Annotated in this window: 11 protein-coding genes; 2 read left to right on the top strand and 9 right to left on the bottom strand. The window is 60.5% G+C overall.

The window, feature by feature from the left end; translation table 11 throughout:
- Positions 1-6: 6 nt before the first annotated feature.
- From FNT36_RS06835 to FNT36_RS06810, 6 genes are all read right to left on the bottom strand, one after another.
- Positions 7-1656 carry a TldD/PmbA family protein gene (locus FNT36_RS06835; RefSeq protein WP_144845782.1) on the bottom strand — a complete coding sequence of 550 codons (1650 nt, stop codon included), beginning with the start codon at positions 1654-1656 and terminating at the stop codon, positions 7-9.
- 248 nt (positions 1657-1904) lie between these two features.
- Positions 1905-3239 (bottom strand): TldD/PmbA family protein, encoded by a 1335-nt coding sequence (locus tag FNT36_RS06830; protein ID WP_144845780.1) that lies wholly within the window; start codon positions 3237-3239, stop codon positions 1905-1907.
- A 37-nt stretch (positions 3240-3276) separates the two neighbouring features.
- A complete protein-coding gene (locus FNT36_RS06825) occupies positions 3277-4929 on the bottom strand; it encodes a TldD/PmbA family protein (protein ID WP_144845778.1) in 1653 nt (550 codons plus the stop codon).
- A gap of 263 nt (positions 4930-5192) precedes the next feature.
- Positions 5193-6845, bottom strand: coding sequence for a TldD/PmbA family protein (locus tag FNT36_RS06820; RefSeq protein ID WP_144845776.1), 1653 nt, complete (start codon positions 6843-6845; stop codon positions 5193-5195).
- A gap of 220 nt (positions 6846-7065) precedes the next feature.
- Positions 7066-7668 (bottom strand): hypothetical protein, encoded by a 603-nt coding sequence (locus FNT36_RS06815; protein WP_144845774.1) that lies wholly within the window; start codon positions 7666-7668, stop codon positions 7066-7068.
- A gap of 66 nt (positions 7669-7734) precedes the next feature.
- On the bottom strand, positions 7735-8478 hold the full coding sequence (locus FNT36_RS06810) for a LytR/AlgR family response regulator transcription factor (protein WP_144845772.1): 744 nt from the start codon (positions 8476-8478) through the stop codon (positions 7735-7737).
- Positions 8479-8764: 286 nt separating this feature from the next.
- On the opposite strand from FNT36_RS06810, the gene FNT36_RS06805 reads away from it, so the two are divergent.
- Positions 8765-9262: a hypothetical protein gene (locus tag FNT36_RS06805; protein ID WP_144845770.1), complete on the top strand. Its 498-nt coding sequence runs from the start codon at positions 8765-8767 to the stop codon at positions 9260-9262.
- Here the strand turns inward: FNT36_RS06805 and FNT36_RS06800 are convergent.
- The gene (locus FNT36_RS06800; RefSeq protein ID WP_144845769.1) at positions 9245-10303 is read right to left on the bottom strand and encodes a sensor histidine kinase; all 1059 of its coding nucleotides are present in this window, start codon (positions 10301-10303) and stop codon (positions 9245-9247) included. The genes FNT36_RS06805 and FNT36_RS06800 overlap by 18 nt on opposite strands.
- Before the next feature lie 211 nt (positions 10304-10514).
- On the opposite strand from FNT36_RS06800, the gene FNT36_RS06795 reads away from it, so the two are divergent.
- Complete coding sequence (locus FNT36_RS06795) at positions 10515-11417, top strand: DUF5694 domain-containing protein (RefSeq protein ID WP_144845767.1); 903 nt, start codon at positions 10515-10517, stop codon at positions 11415-11417.
- Between the two features lie 144 nt (positions 11418-11561).
- On the opposite strand, the gene FNT36_RS06790 is transcribed toward FNT36_RS06795, so the two are convergent.
- Both FNT36_RS06790 and FNT36_RS06785 read right to left on the bottom strand, forming a co-directional pair.
- Entirely contained in the window at positions 11562-14900 is a 3339-nt protein-coding gene (locus FNT36_RS06790) for a S41 family peptidase (protein ID WP_144845765.1), read from the bottom strand.
- Between the two features lie 119 nt (positions 14901-15019).
- A complete protein-coding gene (locus FNT36_RS06785) occupies positions 15020-15763 on the bottom strand; it encodes a DUF434 domain-containing protein (RefSeq protein WP_144845763.1) in 744 nt (247 codons plus the stop codon).
- Positions 15764-15782: the final 19 nt, after the last annotated feature.

Below are 15782 nucleotides of genomic sequence, written 5' to 3'. Positions count from 1 at the left end.
CGGGCGCTAAACTTTCCGGGCCGTGTTAATCACGTTCACCCCATTAAAGCGCGTCGTAGCCGAGCCGTGGCTCACCGACGAGCTTTGCGTGGGCTGGCCCTTGCCGTCGAAGAAAGTGCCGAACAGGCGGTAGTCCGACTGGTCGCACGAGCCGGCGCAAGCGCCCCAAAACTCTTGGGTGTTCGACTGGTACGCCACGTCCTCAATCGGCTCCGTGATTTTGCCCTTCTCGATGGCGAAAAACAGCTGCCCACCAAACTGGAAGTTATAACGCTGCTGGTCAATGCTAAACGAGCCCGCGCCGGCAATGTAAATACCCTTATCAACCTTGCTTACCATCTCGTCCACGCTCATCTTGGTGGGGCTGGGCTTGAGGCTAATATTGGCCATGCGCTGAAACTGCACGTCGTCCCAAGACTGCGCGTAGCAGCAGCCATCCGATTCCTTCTGGCCCACGATGTGCGCTTGGTCTCGAATTTTCTGGTAGTCTACCAGCTTGCCCTCCTTAATAATGTCCCACTGCTTAGTTTTCACGCCCTCATCGTCGTAGCCCACGGTGCCCACCGCGCCCGGCTGCAGCTTGTCGGCCACGATGTTAACCTGCTTCGAGCCATAGGGCAGGTTCTTAGCTTTCCACTCCAGCGTAGCGAAGCTGGTGCCCGCAAAGTTGGCCTCGTAGCCCAGCACGCGGTCGAGCTCAGTGGGGTGGCCCACGCTCTCGTGGATGGTCAGTCCTAGGTGGCCGGGGTCGAGCACTAGGTCGTATTTACCCGGAATAACCGACTTCATGGTCAGCTTGGCCTTAGCTTGCTTGCCGGCTAGGGCGGCGTCGGCCAGCAGGTCGTAGCGCAACTTGTAGCCGATGGTATCGGTGCCCTGGGGGCCACGCACCTGCTCGGCGGCGCTCGGCGTGAGGTACTCGTAGCCCATGCCCACGGGCGCGCTCAGCGCCTCCCGCGAGCGAAACTTGCCCGACTTAGTATCCACTGCTGTGGCATTGAAGGTGGGCCAGAGGCGGTGCACGTCCTGGTCGATATACGAGCCGTCGGTACTGGCAAAGTACTTCTGCTCATTTACTTGGAATAGCGCCGAATTGATGTAATTGGCGCCGTTGGCCATGGCTGCGGCGTTGGCGGCCAGCAATAGGTCGGCCTTTTGCTTCACCGGTACCTCAAAGGCGCTTTGCACGAGGGGCGTCTTCCAGCTCACTTCCCCGAAGCCTTGCTGCGGCGCTAGCTGCACGGGCTCTTTCAGCACCAGCTTGTTGGCTTTGGCAATGTCGGCAGCAAGGCGGGCAGTGGCAGCCAAGCTGGCTTCGGTGACCACGCTCGTGGAGGCAAAGCCCCAGCAGCCGTTCACCAGCACCCGGATGCCCACGCCGTAGCTCTCGGTGCTCACGATATTCTGAATCTGCTTCTCGCGAGCAAACACGTACTGGTTGAGCGAGCGTCCGATGCGCACGTCGGCGTAGCTGGCGCCCGCGCTTTTGGCGGCGTTGAGGGCGGCGTCGGCCAGGCGCTTCTTCAGCACGGTGTCGGCGCCGGGCTCCAGCAGGCGGGCGGGGTCCACGCGCTTAGCCCCAAAGCCGGGTAGCGTGGGCAGCAGCAGGGCCGTGGCACCTAGGCCGGTGAGGCCCACAAAGTCACGTCGGTTCATGGGTAGAGTTTTATGTATAAAGCGCTATTTAATCAGGAATAAATGAAAAGCAAAAACCGCCCTGCGAAGGCACGCTAAGCAGGACGGTTTTTAGGCTTTTGTATGTTGCTCGTCAGGTGTGGGACCCCACCCCCGGCCCCTCCCCTCTGGGAGAGGGGAGCCGACCGTCAGCAGGCGTGAGCTTACGTCATTCAGGTCGTCAGGCTCCCCTCTCCTGGAGGGGAGGGGCCGGGGGTGGGGTCCACGCGCTACACTGCGTCGGACAAGCTCGTGAACGTGAAGTCACGAATCTTCAGCGGCGGCACTAGGTTGCCGGACAGACGCACGGGGCGGCCGATGGCTTCCAGGTTATTGAGCATGATAATCGGGCTCTCGTTGAAGCGGAAGTTCTTAACCGGGAACTTGATAGCGCCGTTCTCGATGTAGAACGTTCCGTCGCGAGTAAGGCCCGTGTACAGCAGCGTCTGGGGGTCAACGGGGCGGATGTACCACAGGCGCGTCACCAAGATGCCTTTTTTGGTGCTCTTGATGAGGTCGGCGGTGCTTTGGGTACCGCCTTCCATAATGAAGCCGCCGGGGCCGGGTAAAGACGGAATGCCCGTCTTCTGCGCCCAGTAGCGCGACGAGTACAAATTCTTCACCACACCCTTTTCAATCCAGGTCGTGCGCTGCTGCGGGCGGCCATCGCCCGAGAACGTAAGGTCGGGTATCTCGGGGTTGGTGGGGTCCGAGTAGATGGTAACGCGCTCGTCAAACATCTTCTCGCCCTTGCGATTGCCGCCGCCTTTCTTGCTCAAAAAGCTGCGGCCCTCGTCGGCCGAACGGGCGTCGAACGACCGCATCAGGGCACCTAGGAGCGAGGCGTCGGAGTTCGATAGCAGCGCGTTAGGCTCCAGAATAACGGTGTACTTGCCTGGCTCGATGGCCCGGGCACCCACCGACGAAGCTGCTTTGTCGGCAGCCGTGCGCGTGAGGCGGGCCGCGTCAAACTTGCTGATGTCGGTAAAGTCGGTCGAGGCGTAGCCCGAGCCCTGCCCGTCGGGCGTGCGCACCGTGATGCTGAAATCGAGGTTCGTCAGGCGCTGGTAGGCCTCCAAGCCTTTCGAATTACGCTTGGCTACGAAGCTGGTCGAGTCGTTCAGGAAGCCCGCCGAGGTCAGCTTCTTGCTGTCGCAATACTGCATGCTGGTCGCCATTTGGGTGGCACGGTAGTCGGGCGTGATGCCTGCCGTGCTGGCCGCGTACGACTGCGGCGACGCCGGGTAGGTCTGCGGACCTAGGAGGGGCATGTATTCGGGGCTCTCGGGGGCCAGGCGCGCGATTTCTTCGGCGCGCTGCACGCAGCGGCGCAGCGTGGCCTCGTCAAACTGGTTGCACGTAGCCGTGCCCGAGCGCTTGCCAAAGTACGAGGTCACGGCCAGCGACACGTTGTCGGTAGCGCCGGCGGTGCTGATGGAGTTGCGCGCCGAGCGCACGTTGCCCTGCAAGCTGCCCTGCATGTTGGCCTCGCACTCGTCGGCGGTGCTGAAGCTAATAACCTTCTTAAGAATGTCTTGCGCTTCGGTTTGAGAAAGAATTGCCATTATAGCTGAGATTATTTCGTAGATACTAAAGTGCGCGCTACCCGATTTTGCGCGCCGTATTAATCACGTTCACGCCGTTGAAGCGGGTCGTGGCCGAGCCGTGGCTCACGGCCGAGCTCTGCGAGGGCTGGCCCTTGCCGTCGTTGAAGGCGCCGAACAGGCGGTAGTCCGAGGCATCGCACGAGCCAGCGCAGGCACCCCAGAATTCTTGGGTGTTGGCCTGATACGCCACATCTTCCAGCATCTCCGTGATTTTGCCTTTCTCGATAGCGTAAAACACCTGGCCGCCAAACTGAAAGTTATAGCGCTGCTGGTCAATAGAAAACGAACCATTGCCAGCAATGTAAATGCCTTTATCTACTCCTTTCACAAGGTCGTCCACGCTCATTTTGGCGGTGCCGGGGCGCAGGCTCACGTTGGGCATGCGCTGGAACTGCACATCCTGCCACGACTGCGAGTAGCAGCAGCCATCCGATTCCTTCTGGCCCACGATGTGCGCCTGGTCGCGAATCTTCTCATAGTTCACGAGCTTGCCTTCTTTGATGAGGTCCCACTCCTTGCACTTCACGCCCTCGTCGTCGTAGCCCACGGCACCTAGGGAGCCGGGTTGTAGCTTGTCAGCCACGATATTAACCTGCTTCGAGCCGTAGGGTAGGTTCTTTGCTTTCCACTCTAGGGTGGCGAAGCTGGTGCCGGCGTAGTTGGCCTCGTAGCCCAGCACGCGGTCGAGCTCCAGCGGGTGGCCCACGCTCTCGTGGATGGTGAGCCCTAGGTGGCCAGGGTCGAGCACTAGGTCATATTTGCCTGGGATAACCGACTTGCAGGTAAGCTTTTGCTTGGTTTGCTTGGCGGCGCGTGCGGCGTCTTCCAAGATGTCGTAGCTGTTCTTGTAGCCAATCACATCAGAGCCAGCCGGACCCGCGATTTTGTCGGCGGCCTTGGGCGTGAGGTATTCGTAGCCTAGGCCCATGGGCTGGCTCAGCGACTGCCGCGAGCGGAATTTGCCGCTGGCGCGGTCTACCACCGTTACGCCAAAGTTGGGATAAATGCGGTGCACGTCTTGGTCGATGTACGAGCCATCGGTGCTGGCAAAGTACTTCTGCTCATTGATTTGAAACAGCGCCGAGTTCACGAACGAGGCGCCGTTATCGAGGGCTACCGCATTAGCGTTCAGCAGCAGGTCTACCTTCTGCTTGATGGGCACTTCCAGCGCATTCTGCTGAATGGGGGTCTTCCAGCTTACATCGCCGTAGCCGCGCTGCGGGGCCAGCTGCACGGGCTCTTTCTGCACCTTCGAGTTGGCTTTGGCGATGGCCACCGCTTGCTGGGCGGCCTTGGCAATGCCCGCATCGGTCATTTGGTTGGTGGCGGCAAAGCCCCAGGTACCGTTGGCAATCACCCGGATGCCCACGCCCATGGTCTCGGTGCTGCCAATGTTCTGCACCTGCTTTTCGCGAGTGAAAATACCTTGGTTGAGGGTCCGCTGAATGCGCACGTCGGCGTAGCTGGCGCCCGCGCTTTTGGCGGCGTTGAGGGCTACGTCGGCCAAGCGTTTTTTCTGGGCTATGTCAAGGCCGGGCTCTAGCAGGCGCGCCGGGTCTACCAGCTCGCCGGCGAGGCTCGGAAAATTGGGGAGCAGCAGGGCCCCGGCCCCTAGGCCAGCTAGTCCTACGAAGTCGCGTCTGTTCAAAATGTGGGTAGATTTAGTGAAATAGGAGTGAAGAGGTGGGGCAAGATGGGGATTTTTTCTTGAAAAAGGACTAACCTTCCAGGGAGAAGTTGCGTAGCGCAGGGTTCTTTTTTCGAAATGGCTATTCCGCCAACGCATGACCCCACCCCCTGCCCCTCCCCTCCGAGAGAGGGGAGCCTGACGTCATTTAACGTGAGCGAGCGGTTGACTCCCCTCTCCCGGAGGGGAGGGGCCGGGGGTGGGGTTAAACGGCTAAGTAGGTTTTACCCCAGCTTCCGCGCCGTATTAATCACATTCACACCGTTAAACCGCGTAGTGGCCGAGCCGTGGCTTACAGCCGAGCTCTGTGAGGGCTGGCCTTTGCCATCGTTGAAGGTGCCGAACAGCCGGTATTCGGAGGCATCGCACACCGCCGCGCACGAGTTCCAAAACTCTTGCGTGTTGGCTTGATAAGCTACATCATCGAGCATGCCTGTGATTTTGCCTTTCTCGATGGCATAGAATACCTGGCCACCAAACTGGAAGTTATAGCGCTGCTGGTCAATGGAGTAGGAGCCGCGACCCGCAATGTAGATACCCTTGTCTACCTGACTGATGAGCTGGTCGGCACTAAGCTTGGCGGTGCCGGGGCGCAAGCTCACGTTGGGCATGCGCTGAAACTGTACCGAGCTCCAGGAGTCGGCGTAGCAGCAGCCGTCCGATTCGGTCTGGCCCACAATATGCGCCTGGTCGCGGATTTTCTCATAGTTCACGAGCTTGCCTTGGTCGATGAGCGTCCACTCCTTACACTTCACACCCTCATCGTCGTAGCCCACGGCACCTAGGGAGCCGGGTTGTAGCTTGTCAGCCACAATGTTGACTTGCTTTGAGCCGTACGGAATGTTCTTCGCCTTCCATTCCAGCGTGGCGAAGCTAGTACCAGCGTAATTGGATTCGTAGCCCAGCACGCGGTCGAGCTCTAGTGCGTGGCCGATGCTCTCGTGAATGGTGAGCCCTAGGTGGTTGGGCTCCAGCACGAGGTCATACTTGCCCGGGATAACCGACTGCGCCGTGAGCTTGGCCTTGGCCTGGCGGGCGGCCAGGGCGGCGTCTTCCAAAATGTCGTAGCTGTTGCGGTAGCCAATAAGGCCGGTGCCTTGCGGGCCCACAATTTTATCGGCGGCCTGGGGCGAGAGGTATTCATACCCTAGGCCCATGGGCGCGCTCAGCGCGTCGCGAGTCTTAAACTTACCACTGGCCCGGTCGATGGCAGTGACCGAAAACGTGGGCCAGATGCGGTGCACGTCTTGGTCGATGTACGAGCCGTCAGTGCTGGCAAAGTACTTCTGCTCATTGATTTGAAAGAGCGATGAATTAACGAAGTTGGCGCCGTTTTCAGTGGCTTTGGCATTAGCCGCCAGCAGTAGCTCTACCTTTTGGGCCACTGGTACTTCAAAGGCATTGGTTTTGATGGGGGTCTTCCAACTCACGTCGCCGTAGCCGCGCTGGGCGGCTAGCTTCACAGGCTCCTTCTGGGTTTTGGCATTGGCCTTGGCCATGGCTACTGCCAGTTGAGCGGCCTTGGCTAAGCCCTTGTCCGATACATCGTTGGTAGAGGCAAAGCCCCAACTGCCGTTGGCTATCACGCGCACGCCGGCCCCGAAGCTCTCGCCGTTGGCAATATTCTGCACCTGCTTTTCGCGGGTGAAAATGCTCTGATTGAGGTAGCGCCCGATGCGCACGTCGGCGTAGCTGGCGCCGGCCCCTTTGGCCGTGTTAAGGGCCGCGTCGGCGAAGCGCTTTTTCTGCAGCACATCAAGGCCGGGCTCTAGCAGGCGGGCGGCATCAACCGGATTGCCAGCCAAGCTAGGAAAGCTGGGTAAAAACAGGGCCCCGGTGGCTAAACCAGTGAGGCCGACGAAGTCGCGTCGTTTCAAAGCAGCGGATTAAATTATGTCAAGGTGAAATGCAGCCGGTAAGATGGCAGCTTTTTCACAAAAAAGACATACTGCCTAGCACCAAGTTGCAGCGATGAAGCCAGCAATGGTTTGAAAGTAAGTGGCTAAGAGGGCGCGGTATTAGTTGCCGCATCCTCCTGGCCTGCTTGCTAGCACTGTCCTAGGTCTCGCTAAGTAGACCCGGAAGCAGCCAGCGTCGCTACTCTCTGTCCTGCACGGGCGCGTTCGTAAAGGTGCCTTGCAAGCTCAGGTTGCTGCGGCGTGGCACACTGGTGCTGTATAACGCGAAGGGGTCCGCCGCATTAGGGACAGTGACCTCAAAACGTCCGCTTACTAGGCGGCGCTCCGCATCATACGCGGTAATAGTCAAGGAGCCCGTTGGACTATAGATAGTCTTGTCGTAGAGATGATAGCCCCAAGTACTGGAGCTCCGGTAGTCTAGTATCTCGATTTGGTACGCGAAGCTTACGTCAGGGGTGTCATCCTGCCTAGTCTTAAAGCTGTAAGTGCCAACTGGATTAGCCGGTAGCTTGGCCCGTAAAAAACTGAAGGTAACAGCTTCGCGGTCGGGCTGGCGCTGCAAGAACACCGTAAAATAAGTAGGATTTTGCAGCACGAAAGTCTTGATAACAGGCGACTTAAAAGTAGAATCGAGCCGGCTTGGGCTGGCCGTATCTGAATAAGTGACGGTGCGGCTATAGGTGGCTTCGGCAGCAGGGGCCGGCGTTTCATCGCGGCCGCAGCCGGTTAATAGACCTAGGGCCAGGCCCAGGTAAGGAAGAGGGGAGGTAGTCAGTTTCATCAAAAGCAACAAGAATGAAGGATGGTGCAAGAAGGTGGCAATAACAGCGCCAGCGTTGCAGCACGCCTATCCTTTCTCCCGAATTAGCTTGAAGAAGTCCTCGCGGTACGTTTCGCCTACCGTGATGCTTTCAGTGCCCACGAGCAGCGTATTGCCCTCCACCATGCGCAGGTGGTCGAGCGAGATAATAAACGACTTGTGCACCCGCACGAAGGGCGGCTGTGGCAGCTGCGCTTCTAGGTCGCGTAGGGTCTGGTACGTGACCACGCGCTGGCCAGGTACGTAGATAGAAACGTAGTTCTTGAGACCCTGAATGTACAGAATATCAGCGTAGTTGAGCTTGAGATACTTATTCTTGCTCTCACCCTTTACAAAGAGGTAGTCCGCGCTGGCCGCGACCAGCGGCGCACTTGCTACTGGGGCAGGCGGCGGGGACAGCGCCGCGGGCGCGGGACTTGGAAAAAGCGCCTGCGCTTTCTGCACGGCGCGCAAAAACCGGTCGAACGCAATGGGCTTGAGCAGGTAGTCTACCACGTCGTGCTCGTAGCCGTCGAGGGCGTACTCGGGGTAGGCGGTGGTGAGCACCACCTTGCAGCGGGTACCACAAATCTTGAGGAACTGTAGGCCCGTGAGCTCGGGCATCTGGATGTCAAGAAATACTAGGTCGGCGCGGCCCTCCTGCACCCATTGTAAGGCTTCGAGCGGGTTGGTAGTGGTGCCAACTAGCTCTAGGGTCGGAATCTTCTGGATGTAGCTGGCAAGCAGCCGAGTAGCAAACGCCTCGTCATCAACGGCAATGCAGCGGAGCATAGAAAAGGAAGTAGAGAAAGTGGAAATGTAGCCTCAAAAGCGCGGGCTACTAGGCGAAACGGCCGGCGGGCGCTCAAAAGCGAGGCGCGGCCCTATGATTTTCAAAGAATTACAGCTAAGTTTGCTAAGGGCGCTCCTAGGTCGTTGCCACGACCTAATGCGGGCGCTCAATGAAGCAGCGGTTTTCGGGCTGCGCTGCGCTACTTACCCTAGGTCGGTGCTGGCTGAGCAACTCTTTGCCAGTCTGTTCGGCCACTCCTCCTTTCCCACCCAACCTGCTCTCTGAATGCGTTTTACTCGTTTACTCACTATCGTGGCCGGCGGCTTGCTGGCGATGAACAATAGCTGCAAAAAAGAGGATGATACGGTGCCCTGCCCAGGCCCTAGTCCGGTAGAAACGGCCCAAGTACCCGGCTTGCAAGCGCACATCACCGAGCCCATCCCCAACGTGGGGCAGTCCAACCACTATATCGTCAACTCCATCAGCGAGTACCGCGAGCTGTTTGACTGTGCGCCGCCAACCATGGTTAACTTCATGACCCACACGCTGCTGGCTGGCAAAACTAAAACTGCTACCGCTACCCGCGTGCTAGCCCAGGAGGTATTGCAAACCTGCACTGGCTATACCTACACTGTGAAGCTGGAGGCAGCCAGCGGCCACAAAGCCGCCAGTGTGGTGTACTACGTGGTGGTGCCCAAAATCTTGCCCACAGCCAAGGTCGATTTTGAGGTGCAGCTGCCGGCCCTCGATAGCAAAGCGCTCAGCCTAAGCACCGAGCAATAGCGTAAGCTGGGTGCGATAGGTGTGTCCATCGTCGTGCACGTGCAGGGTGTGGCGGTCGGGGTAGAGCAGCGCCAGCCGCCGCCTGATATTGGGTAGGCCCACGCCGGTAGTAGCATCCTTGTGATGCTGGCTGATGCGGTTTTCGACGCTGAACTCTAGTTGATTAGGTGCCGGCAGGTGCAGTCGAATACGCACGGGGTGCGCGGCTTGGTTCACGACGCCGTGCTTCAGCGCATTCTCCACAAACGGGATGAGTAGCAGCGTGGCCACGCGCTGCCCGCCCACCGGCTGGCCGGTCTGGGCAAATTCGACGCAGAAATTCTCTTCGAAGCGCAGCCGGTGAATGGCAAGGTAGTTCTCCACGTACTCCGCCTCGCGGCCTAGGTCTATCTGGCCATCGTGGCTGTCGTGCAGCAGGTAGCGCATGAGGTCGGAGAGGCGCAGCACGGCCTCGGCCAGCGGCTCCGACACGGGGTAGGCCTGGGCGTAGAGGTAGTTGAGGGTGTTATAAAGAAAGTGCGGGTTTATCTGGGTGCGCAGAAAGGCCAGCTCGGCCTGGGTTTTTTGCTGTTCTAGCACCTGCACGAGCAATTGGTTTTCGCGCTCCTTTTCGCGCACAAAGGCGTCGCGCACTAGCACAGCCGCGCCCGCCAGCACAATAGTGGGCGGCAGAAAGTAGGCGTTGTCCTGTAAATAATAGAGCAGCGTGGTGCCGGGATAATAATTGCGAAACCCGAACAGTAGCGGCAGCAGCATTTCTTGCAGCACATAGCGGCTGCCCGCAAATACCAGTGGCGTGCCCAGCAGCCCCAGCACGAGCAGCGGCCAGCTTTTGCGCCGTAGGCTCAGCGGAAACACCCCTAGGAAGCAGTAGTAAAACAGGCTCATATTGGCCAGCATAAACGTAAGCTGTAATAAGAGCTGCTTGTCGAGGCTGACCTTGTCGGAAGGGCTGTAGTTGAGGCTGATAAAAAGCAGCTGGTAGCCAATAATCAGTCCCCAGGCCAAGCCCTGGTACAAGTGAATGCGGTTGCGGTTCATGCGCTAAAAGTAGGCGCGGGGTCTGCGCCAGTGCTAACCTATTATCCCAACCCCCACCTAGGCGGGGCCAACGCCGCCCAGGCCCGGACGACCCGGCCGGTGGCGCAGTCCGCGGGTTGGGATAAAAGCCTGAAGGGTTGGGATAATAAAATTTCGGGCCCTAAGTGGGTCGGGCACCTTTGCAACATCACTTCTCAACCACCGCACCGCCATGTCGCTCGCCACCTACTTCCGCTCCCTGCTCGCCCTAGGGCTCCTTGCCGCCGCCCGCCCCGCCGTGGCCCAAACGGCTGCTCCGCTCAACACTAAAATCAAGGTGTATCTGGTGGGCACGTTCCACTTCAATGCCTCGGACAGCGACGTTATAAAAGGTACTAAGGTGGACATGAGCACGCCCGACAAACAGCGCGAGCTCGACGAGCTGGTGAGCAAGCTCCAGAAAACCCAGGCCGACAAGGTATTTGTGGAGTGGAAGCAGGAGTACCGCCAGCGCTTCGTGGATAGCACGTATGCGCTCTACCGCAAGGGGCAGCGCGAGGTGGGCAACCAGCGCGACAACAACAACGAGGTAGTGCAAGTAGGCTACCGCTTGTCCAAAAAGCTGAACCGCCCCAAAGTGTACTGCGCCGATGCCGACGGCGTATTCGACTACGAGGCCGCGCAGGCCTCGGCCAAGCAGCACGGCCAGGAAGCCATTCTGAAGGGCGGCTTCGAAGCGCCGGTTAGCGACAGCATGGGCCTGCTCATCAAGGCGCGCACCAAAGCCATCAGCGCCCGCCAAGCCCCAGCACCCAAGTATAGCGGCGAGAGCTTATTAACTCATTTTAAGCGAATGAATACCGAAGCCTCCGACCGTGGCAACATGGACTCTTACCTGCTCTACCTGAACCGCGTAGGTAGTGGCACCGACTACGCCGGCGCTGACCTAGGTGGCGATTATTTCAAACGCAACGTGCGCATCTACACCAACTTGCTGCGTGCCGTGGATGTGCAGCATGACAAATCCATCGTGCTCATCATCGGGCAAGGGCACTTATCCTTGCTAAAATCTATCCTGCGCTACAACTCATTGTTTGAAGTAGCCGAGGTGCTGCCGCTGCTAGAGTCTAAATAAAGAACATATAAAAAAACCGGCTGTCATGCTGACGGAGGAAGCATCTTATCAAGGTTGTTCTGACCGGATAAGATGCTTCCTTCGTCAGCATGACAGCCGGTTTAGATGGGCCTTTTTATAACCGTTTTATAACGGTACTACAGGCTACTTGCCTAGCTGCCCCAGTAGCTCCTTCACGGCGGTGTCGAGCTGGATGTCGCGGTCGGTGTAGCTCTCGCCGATGGGGCGCGTCACGGGTACGTCCACGGGGCGGGGGTTCATCTCCATCACCTTGCCGTCGCGGGTCGAGCGGATGGTGCTGGTGGGCAGGCGCAGGCTGGAGCCGTCGAGCAGGGTGGTGCCTGAGGTGAAGATAATCCAGCCGCCGGTGGGCTCACCCACTATTTTGCCGAGCTTGGAGGCGCGATAGCCTTCGCTAAAGTCTTCGGCATCGGAGAGCGAATGCTGGTTGGTGACGAGCACCGTCGGGATTTCGAGGCTGCGCTGACCTAGGGCGCTGCGGGCGGGTACCGGAGTGGGCGTGCCGCGGTCGGCCATAGTGAGGTAGCTGCGGCGGGCCAGCACGTCGATGGCGTACACGTTTACGAAGCCGCCGTTGTTGTTGCGCACGTCTACTACCACGCCGTCGCGGCTCATGTTTTCGGCGTCAAGGTCGAGGTAAAGCTGTGAGAGCGAGGCGGCCGACATGTCGAACATATGCACGTAGCCGAGCTTGCCACCGCTGGCCTTGGCCACGTAGGCACGGCGCTCCTCTACCCACTGGCGGTAGTCGAGGGCCTTTTCGGTGTCGCGGCTGAGGGGACGCACCACTACCTCGCGCTCCCTGGTATCAGAAGAAACGCGGAGCGTGGTGCGGCGGCCCACCTTGTATTGCAGCACCTCGTCGAGGTTGGTGCTGCCGTTGATGGGGCGGCCATCTACGGCCAGCAGCACATCGCCGGGCTTGAGGCCGGCCAGCGCGCCGGCGCCTAGGGGCAGCACCGAGGTCACGCGCAGGCGGCCCTTTTGCTCGTATTCGATGGGGTCGAAGCGCACACCTAGGCGGCCCGTGGAGGGTGCCACCGTGCCATTGGTGGTGGGCGCCGGGCCCATGCCCGAGTGCGAGGCGTTGAGCTCGCCAATCATGAGGTTAGTGAGGCGGCGGGCTTCGTCGGGGGTGCGGGCGCCGGCGATGTAGGGCGCAAATTTGTCGTGCTGGGCCGGCCAGTCGGCACCATTGAAGGTAGGGTCGTTGAAGAAGTCGCGCAGGTAGGCCCAGGCTTCGTCGAAGACTACCATCTTCTCCTGCTCGAAGTCTACGTCGAGCTCGGCGGCCACGGGTACGCTACGCGAGGCACCCTTGCCCGCCTCTACCGGCATCACCTGAATGCGGCCTTGGTCGAGGAAATACACTTCCTTGCTATCGGGCGAAAACTGGGCTTCGCGCTTGGCACCCGACGTGGAGGTAATCTGCCGGGCGGTAGCGGGGTCCTTGCTCAGCTCATCGAGCGGGTAGATGTACAAGTTAGTCTGATTCAAGACGCTGCCAGTGAGCAGCAGCCACTTGCCATCGGGGCTGATGGTTTGGGCGCGCACGTCGATGCCCACCGGCACCAAGCTCAGGCGCCGCCGAATATCCTCGAAGTTGATGTTGACCGGCGGCTTGGCCGCTGTAGCGGTGGCAGCAGTGTCAGTCCCCTTTTTGCCTTTGCCCGACTTCTTGGTTTTGGCCGTCGTGCGCGTTTTAGTGCGGACCGAGTCGGCGGCGGCTACGGGCAGTGGTGCTGGCGTGGCCGGGGAGGCGGGCTTTTGTGGCGGGTTCTGGTTTTTGTCGGGCGACACCGGGCCGGGTGTCGTTTCCTTAAACAAGTCGCGGAACTGGTCCTCGCGGAAGCGCGGCGTGCGCAGCTGCAAATCGACGCGGGCTACTTCGGCGTCTTCGGTGCGTTGGCCGGTGTCGAAGAGCAGGTATTTGCCATCGGGGCTCCACGACAGGGTGTTGCTGTTGGAGTTGGCCAGGAAGCTCACTGGCCGGGCCGCGCCACCCGCGGCGGGCACCACCTGCACGTTGGTAAAGCCGCGGGCGCCGGCCGGGGCAAAGGCCAGCCACTTGCCATCGGGGCTCCACACGGCCGAGCGCTCGGCAGCCAGCGGCGGCCGGTCGAGGCGGCCGGTGCCCACTATGCGCTCTTGGTTGCTGCCTAGGTCGAGCACACGCAGCTCTTTAGCATCGCGCTGAAACGCCAGCAGCTTTCCATCGGGCGAGAAGCGCGGGGCAGCGTCGTTGGTGGCCGCGTTGGTCAGGCGCGTCTCCTTGCCGGTGGCGAAGGTGTAGCTGTAGAGGTGCTTGGCGCCGTCGCGGGCCGACACGTATACCAGCCGGCGGCTGTCGGGCGCCCAGGCTAGGTCGCTTTCGGCGGCGGTGGTCACCGAGAGGCGGGTAGCGTCGCCGCCATCGGCAGCCGAGGCAGCAAACACCTCGCCGTGCACGATGAAGGCCACCTTCTTGCCATCGGGCGAGAGCGCCATTTCCTGCAAGCGGTCGGTGAAGCGCTGGCGCTCCACGGTGGGGCTGGCCGGCGCCCCGCGCCGCCGAATGGCTATCTGCTTGGCTTGGCCGTTCTGGGTGTCCAAGGTCCAGATGCTGAAGTCGCGCTCAAATACAATGAGCTTGCCATCGTAGGAGGCGCTGGGCCACAGTACCCGGCCATCCTTGAAGTTGGTGACTTGCTGGGGCGTGCCCTTGGTGAGGCCGGTGGTCCAGATGTTTTCGGGGCCGCCCTGGTCGCTGGTGTAAAACAGCTTTTGGCCGCCCGGCCCCCACATGGGCCACAGGGCCTTGGCCCCGCCGCTGGTGAGGCTGGTATACCTAGGGCCGCTTTTGTCGTCCTGCCGCAGCAAGATTTCAGATTCGTCTAAGTGGCTGTGGCCGTGGCGCCACCACTGGTTGGAGGCGATGCCGCGGGCGACCAGGGCTAGCGTTTTGCCATCGGGGCTGGGCGCGGCGAAAAACTCGTTGGCGTAGCGGTCGGCCGATACGGCGGTGGGCGTGCCGCCACCCACCGGCACGCGGTAGATGTCGTTCATGCCCGCGATGTCGCGGCTGGTCGAGGAAAAGTAGAGGTACTTGCCATCGGCCGACCACGCGTCGAGCTGGTCGAGCCCGTCGTCGAAAGTCAGGCGCTTCAACTCACCGCTCTCAAAATTCAGGAGATAAATATCGCCGTTGCCGCTGCGCGTGGAGGTGAAAGCCAGCGTTTTGCCATCGGGCGAGTACAGTGGGCGGCTCTCAGTGGCGGGGTGGGCCACCAGCAGCCGGGCCTCGCCGCCCGCCACCGGCACCGTCCACACATCGCCGCCCGATACGAAGGCGATTTCCTGGCGGTCGGGCGACACGGCGGGCTCCGAAAAGTAGGGCGTAGCTACGGGCGGCGCGGCCACCACTGGCAGGGCTGCCAGTAGTGGTAGGGCTAGGACGGGCTTCAGTAAAGGGTTAAGACGCATAGGTTTTCATAAAAGACTAAGGAGAAAGGTCGGTAACTAAGTCGCCGCGCTGCATCAGGAACCTAGGAAACTAGGCTGGAATCAGTAAAGCCAGTTTAGACTGTAAAACGCAGTCGTTCCTAGCCTGCGTCAGCCTCTGCGTAGTCCTCGCCTAGGTCGAGCAGCCAGCGCGGCGGGGCGGCTTCCAAGGCTAGCGCGGCGAGGTTGAGCCAGGCGCCGGCGCGGTCAAGCACAACCGAGTCAGAGGTAACGACCACGTCGGTGGTTTCGGCTAGCTCGCGGTCGGGGTTCATGACTACTTCGGCCGTCCAGGGCAGACCTAGGGCGGGCCCCAACTCGCGTAGGCGCGCCGCCAGTCGGCCACTATTTGACACGGGCTGGTCGAGCAGCCACCGCACGGGGCCGGGCCTGAGCGCAAGCAGCGCGGTGGCGGCCAGCTGAATGGCCCGGTCGGTTTCCTGCACCGCCCGGTAGGTGCCATGAATGCTCGACAAGTCGCGCAGGGCTCCGTCGCGGCCCCGTAGCACCACACCGCCGCTCAAAGCGGTTTCGAGGGTAATAAGTAGGTTGAAGCCGTCGATGGATATAGGCCGGCCACCTAGGTCGCTGGGCAGTAGTTGCTTAGATGCCCGGCCGGTGCGTAGCTCATCGGGGCAGGCAGCGCGGCCCACGGCCCAGCGCTGGCGCTCGGTGAGGGCGTAGCGGTCGCCCACTAGCTTTAGGGTGGCGCTGGGCGGGTACCCGCGCGTGAGCAGCCACGACAGCTCGGCGGTGGCGCGGCGCAGCACCGGCACCCACTTGGGCGCAAATAGCTGGTCATCGGCGGGGTGCGGGCCACGGTGGCGCGTGTCGGCTGGGCGCATGAGCAAGAGGGAGAACGTA

It is taken from the genome of Hymenobacter setariae, from assembly GCF_007713685.1.
GTDB classification, from domain to species: Bacteria; Bacteroidota; Bacteroidia; order Cytophagales; family Hymenobacteraceae; genus Hymenobacter; species Hymenobacter setariae.
This window is presented reverse-complemented; position numbering and strand designations above follow the sequence as displayed.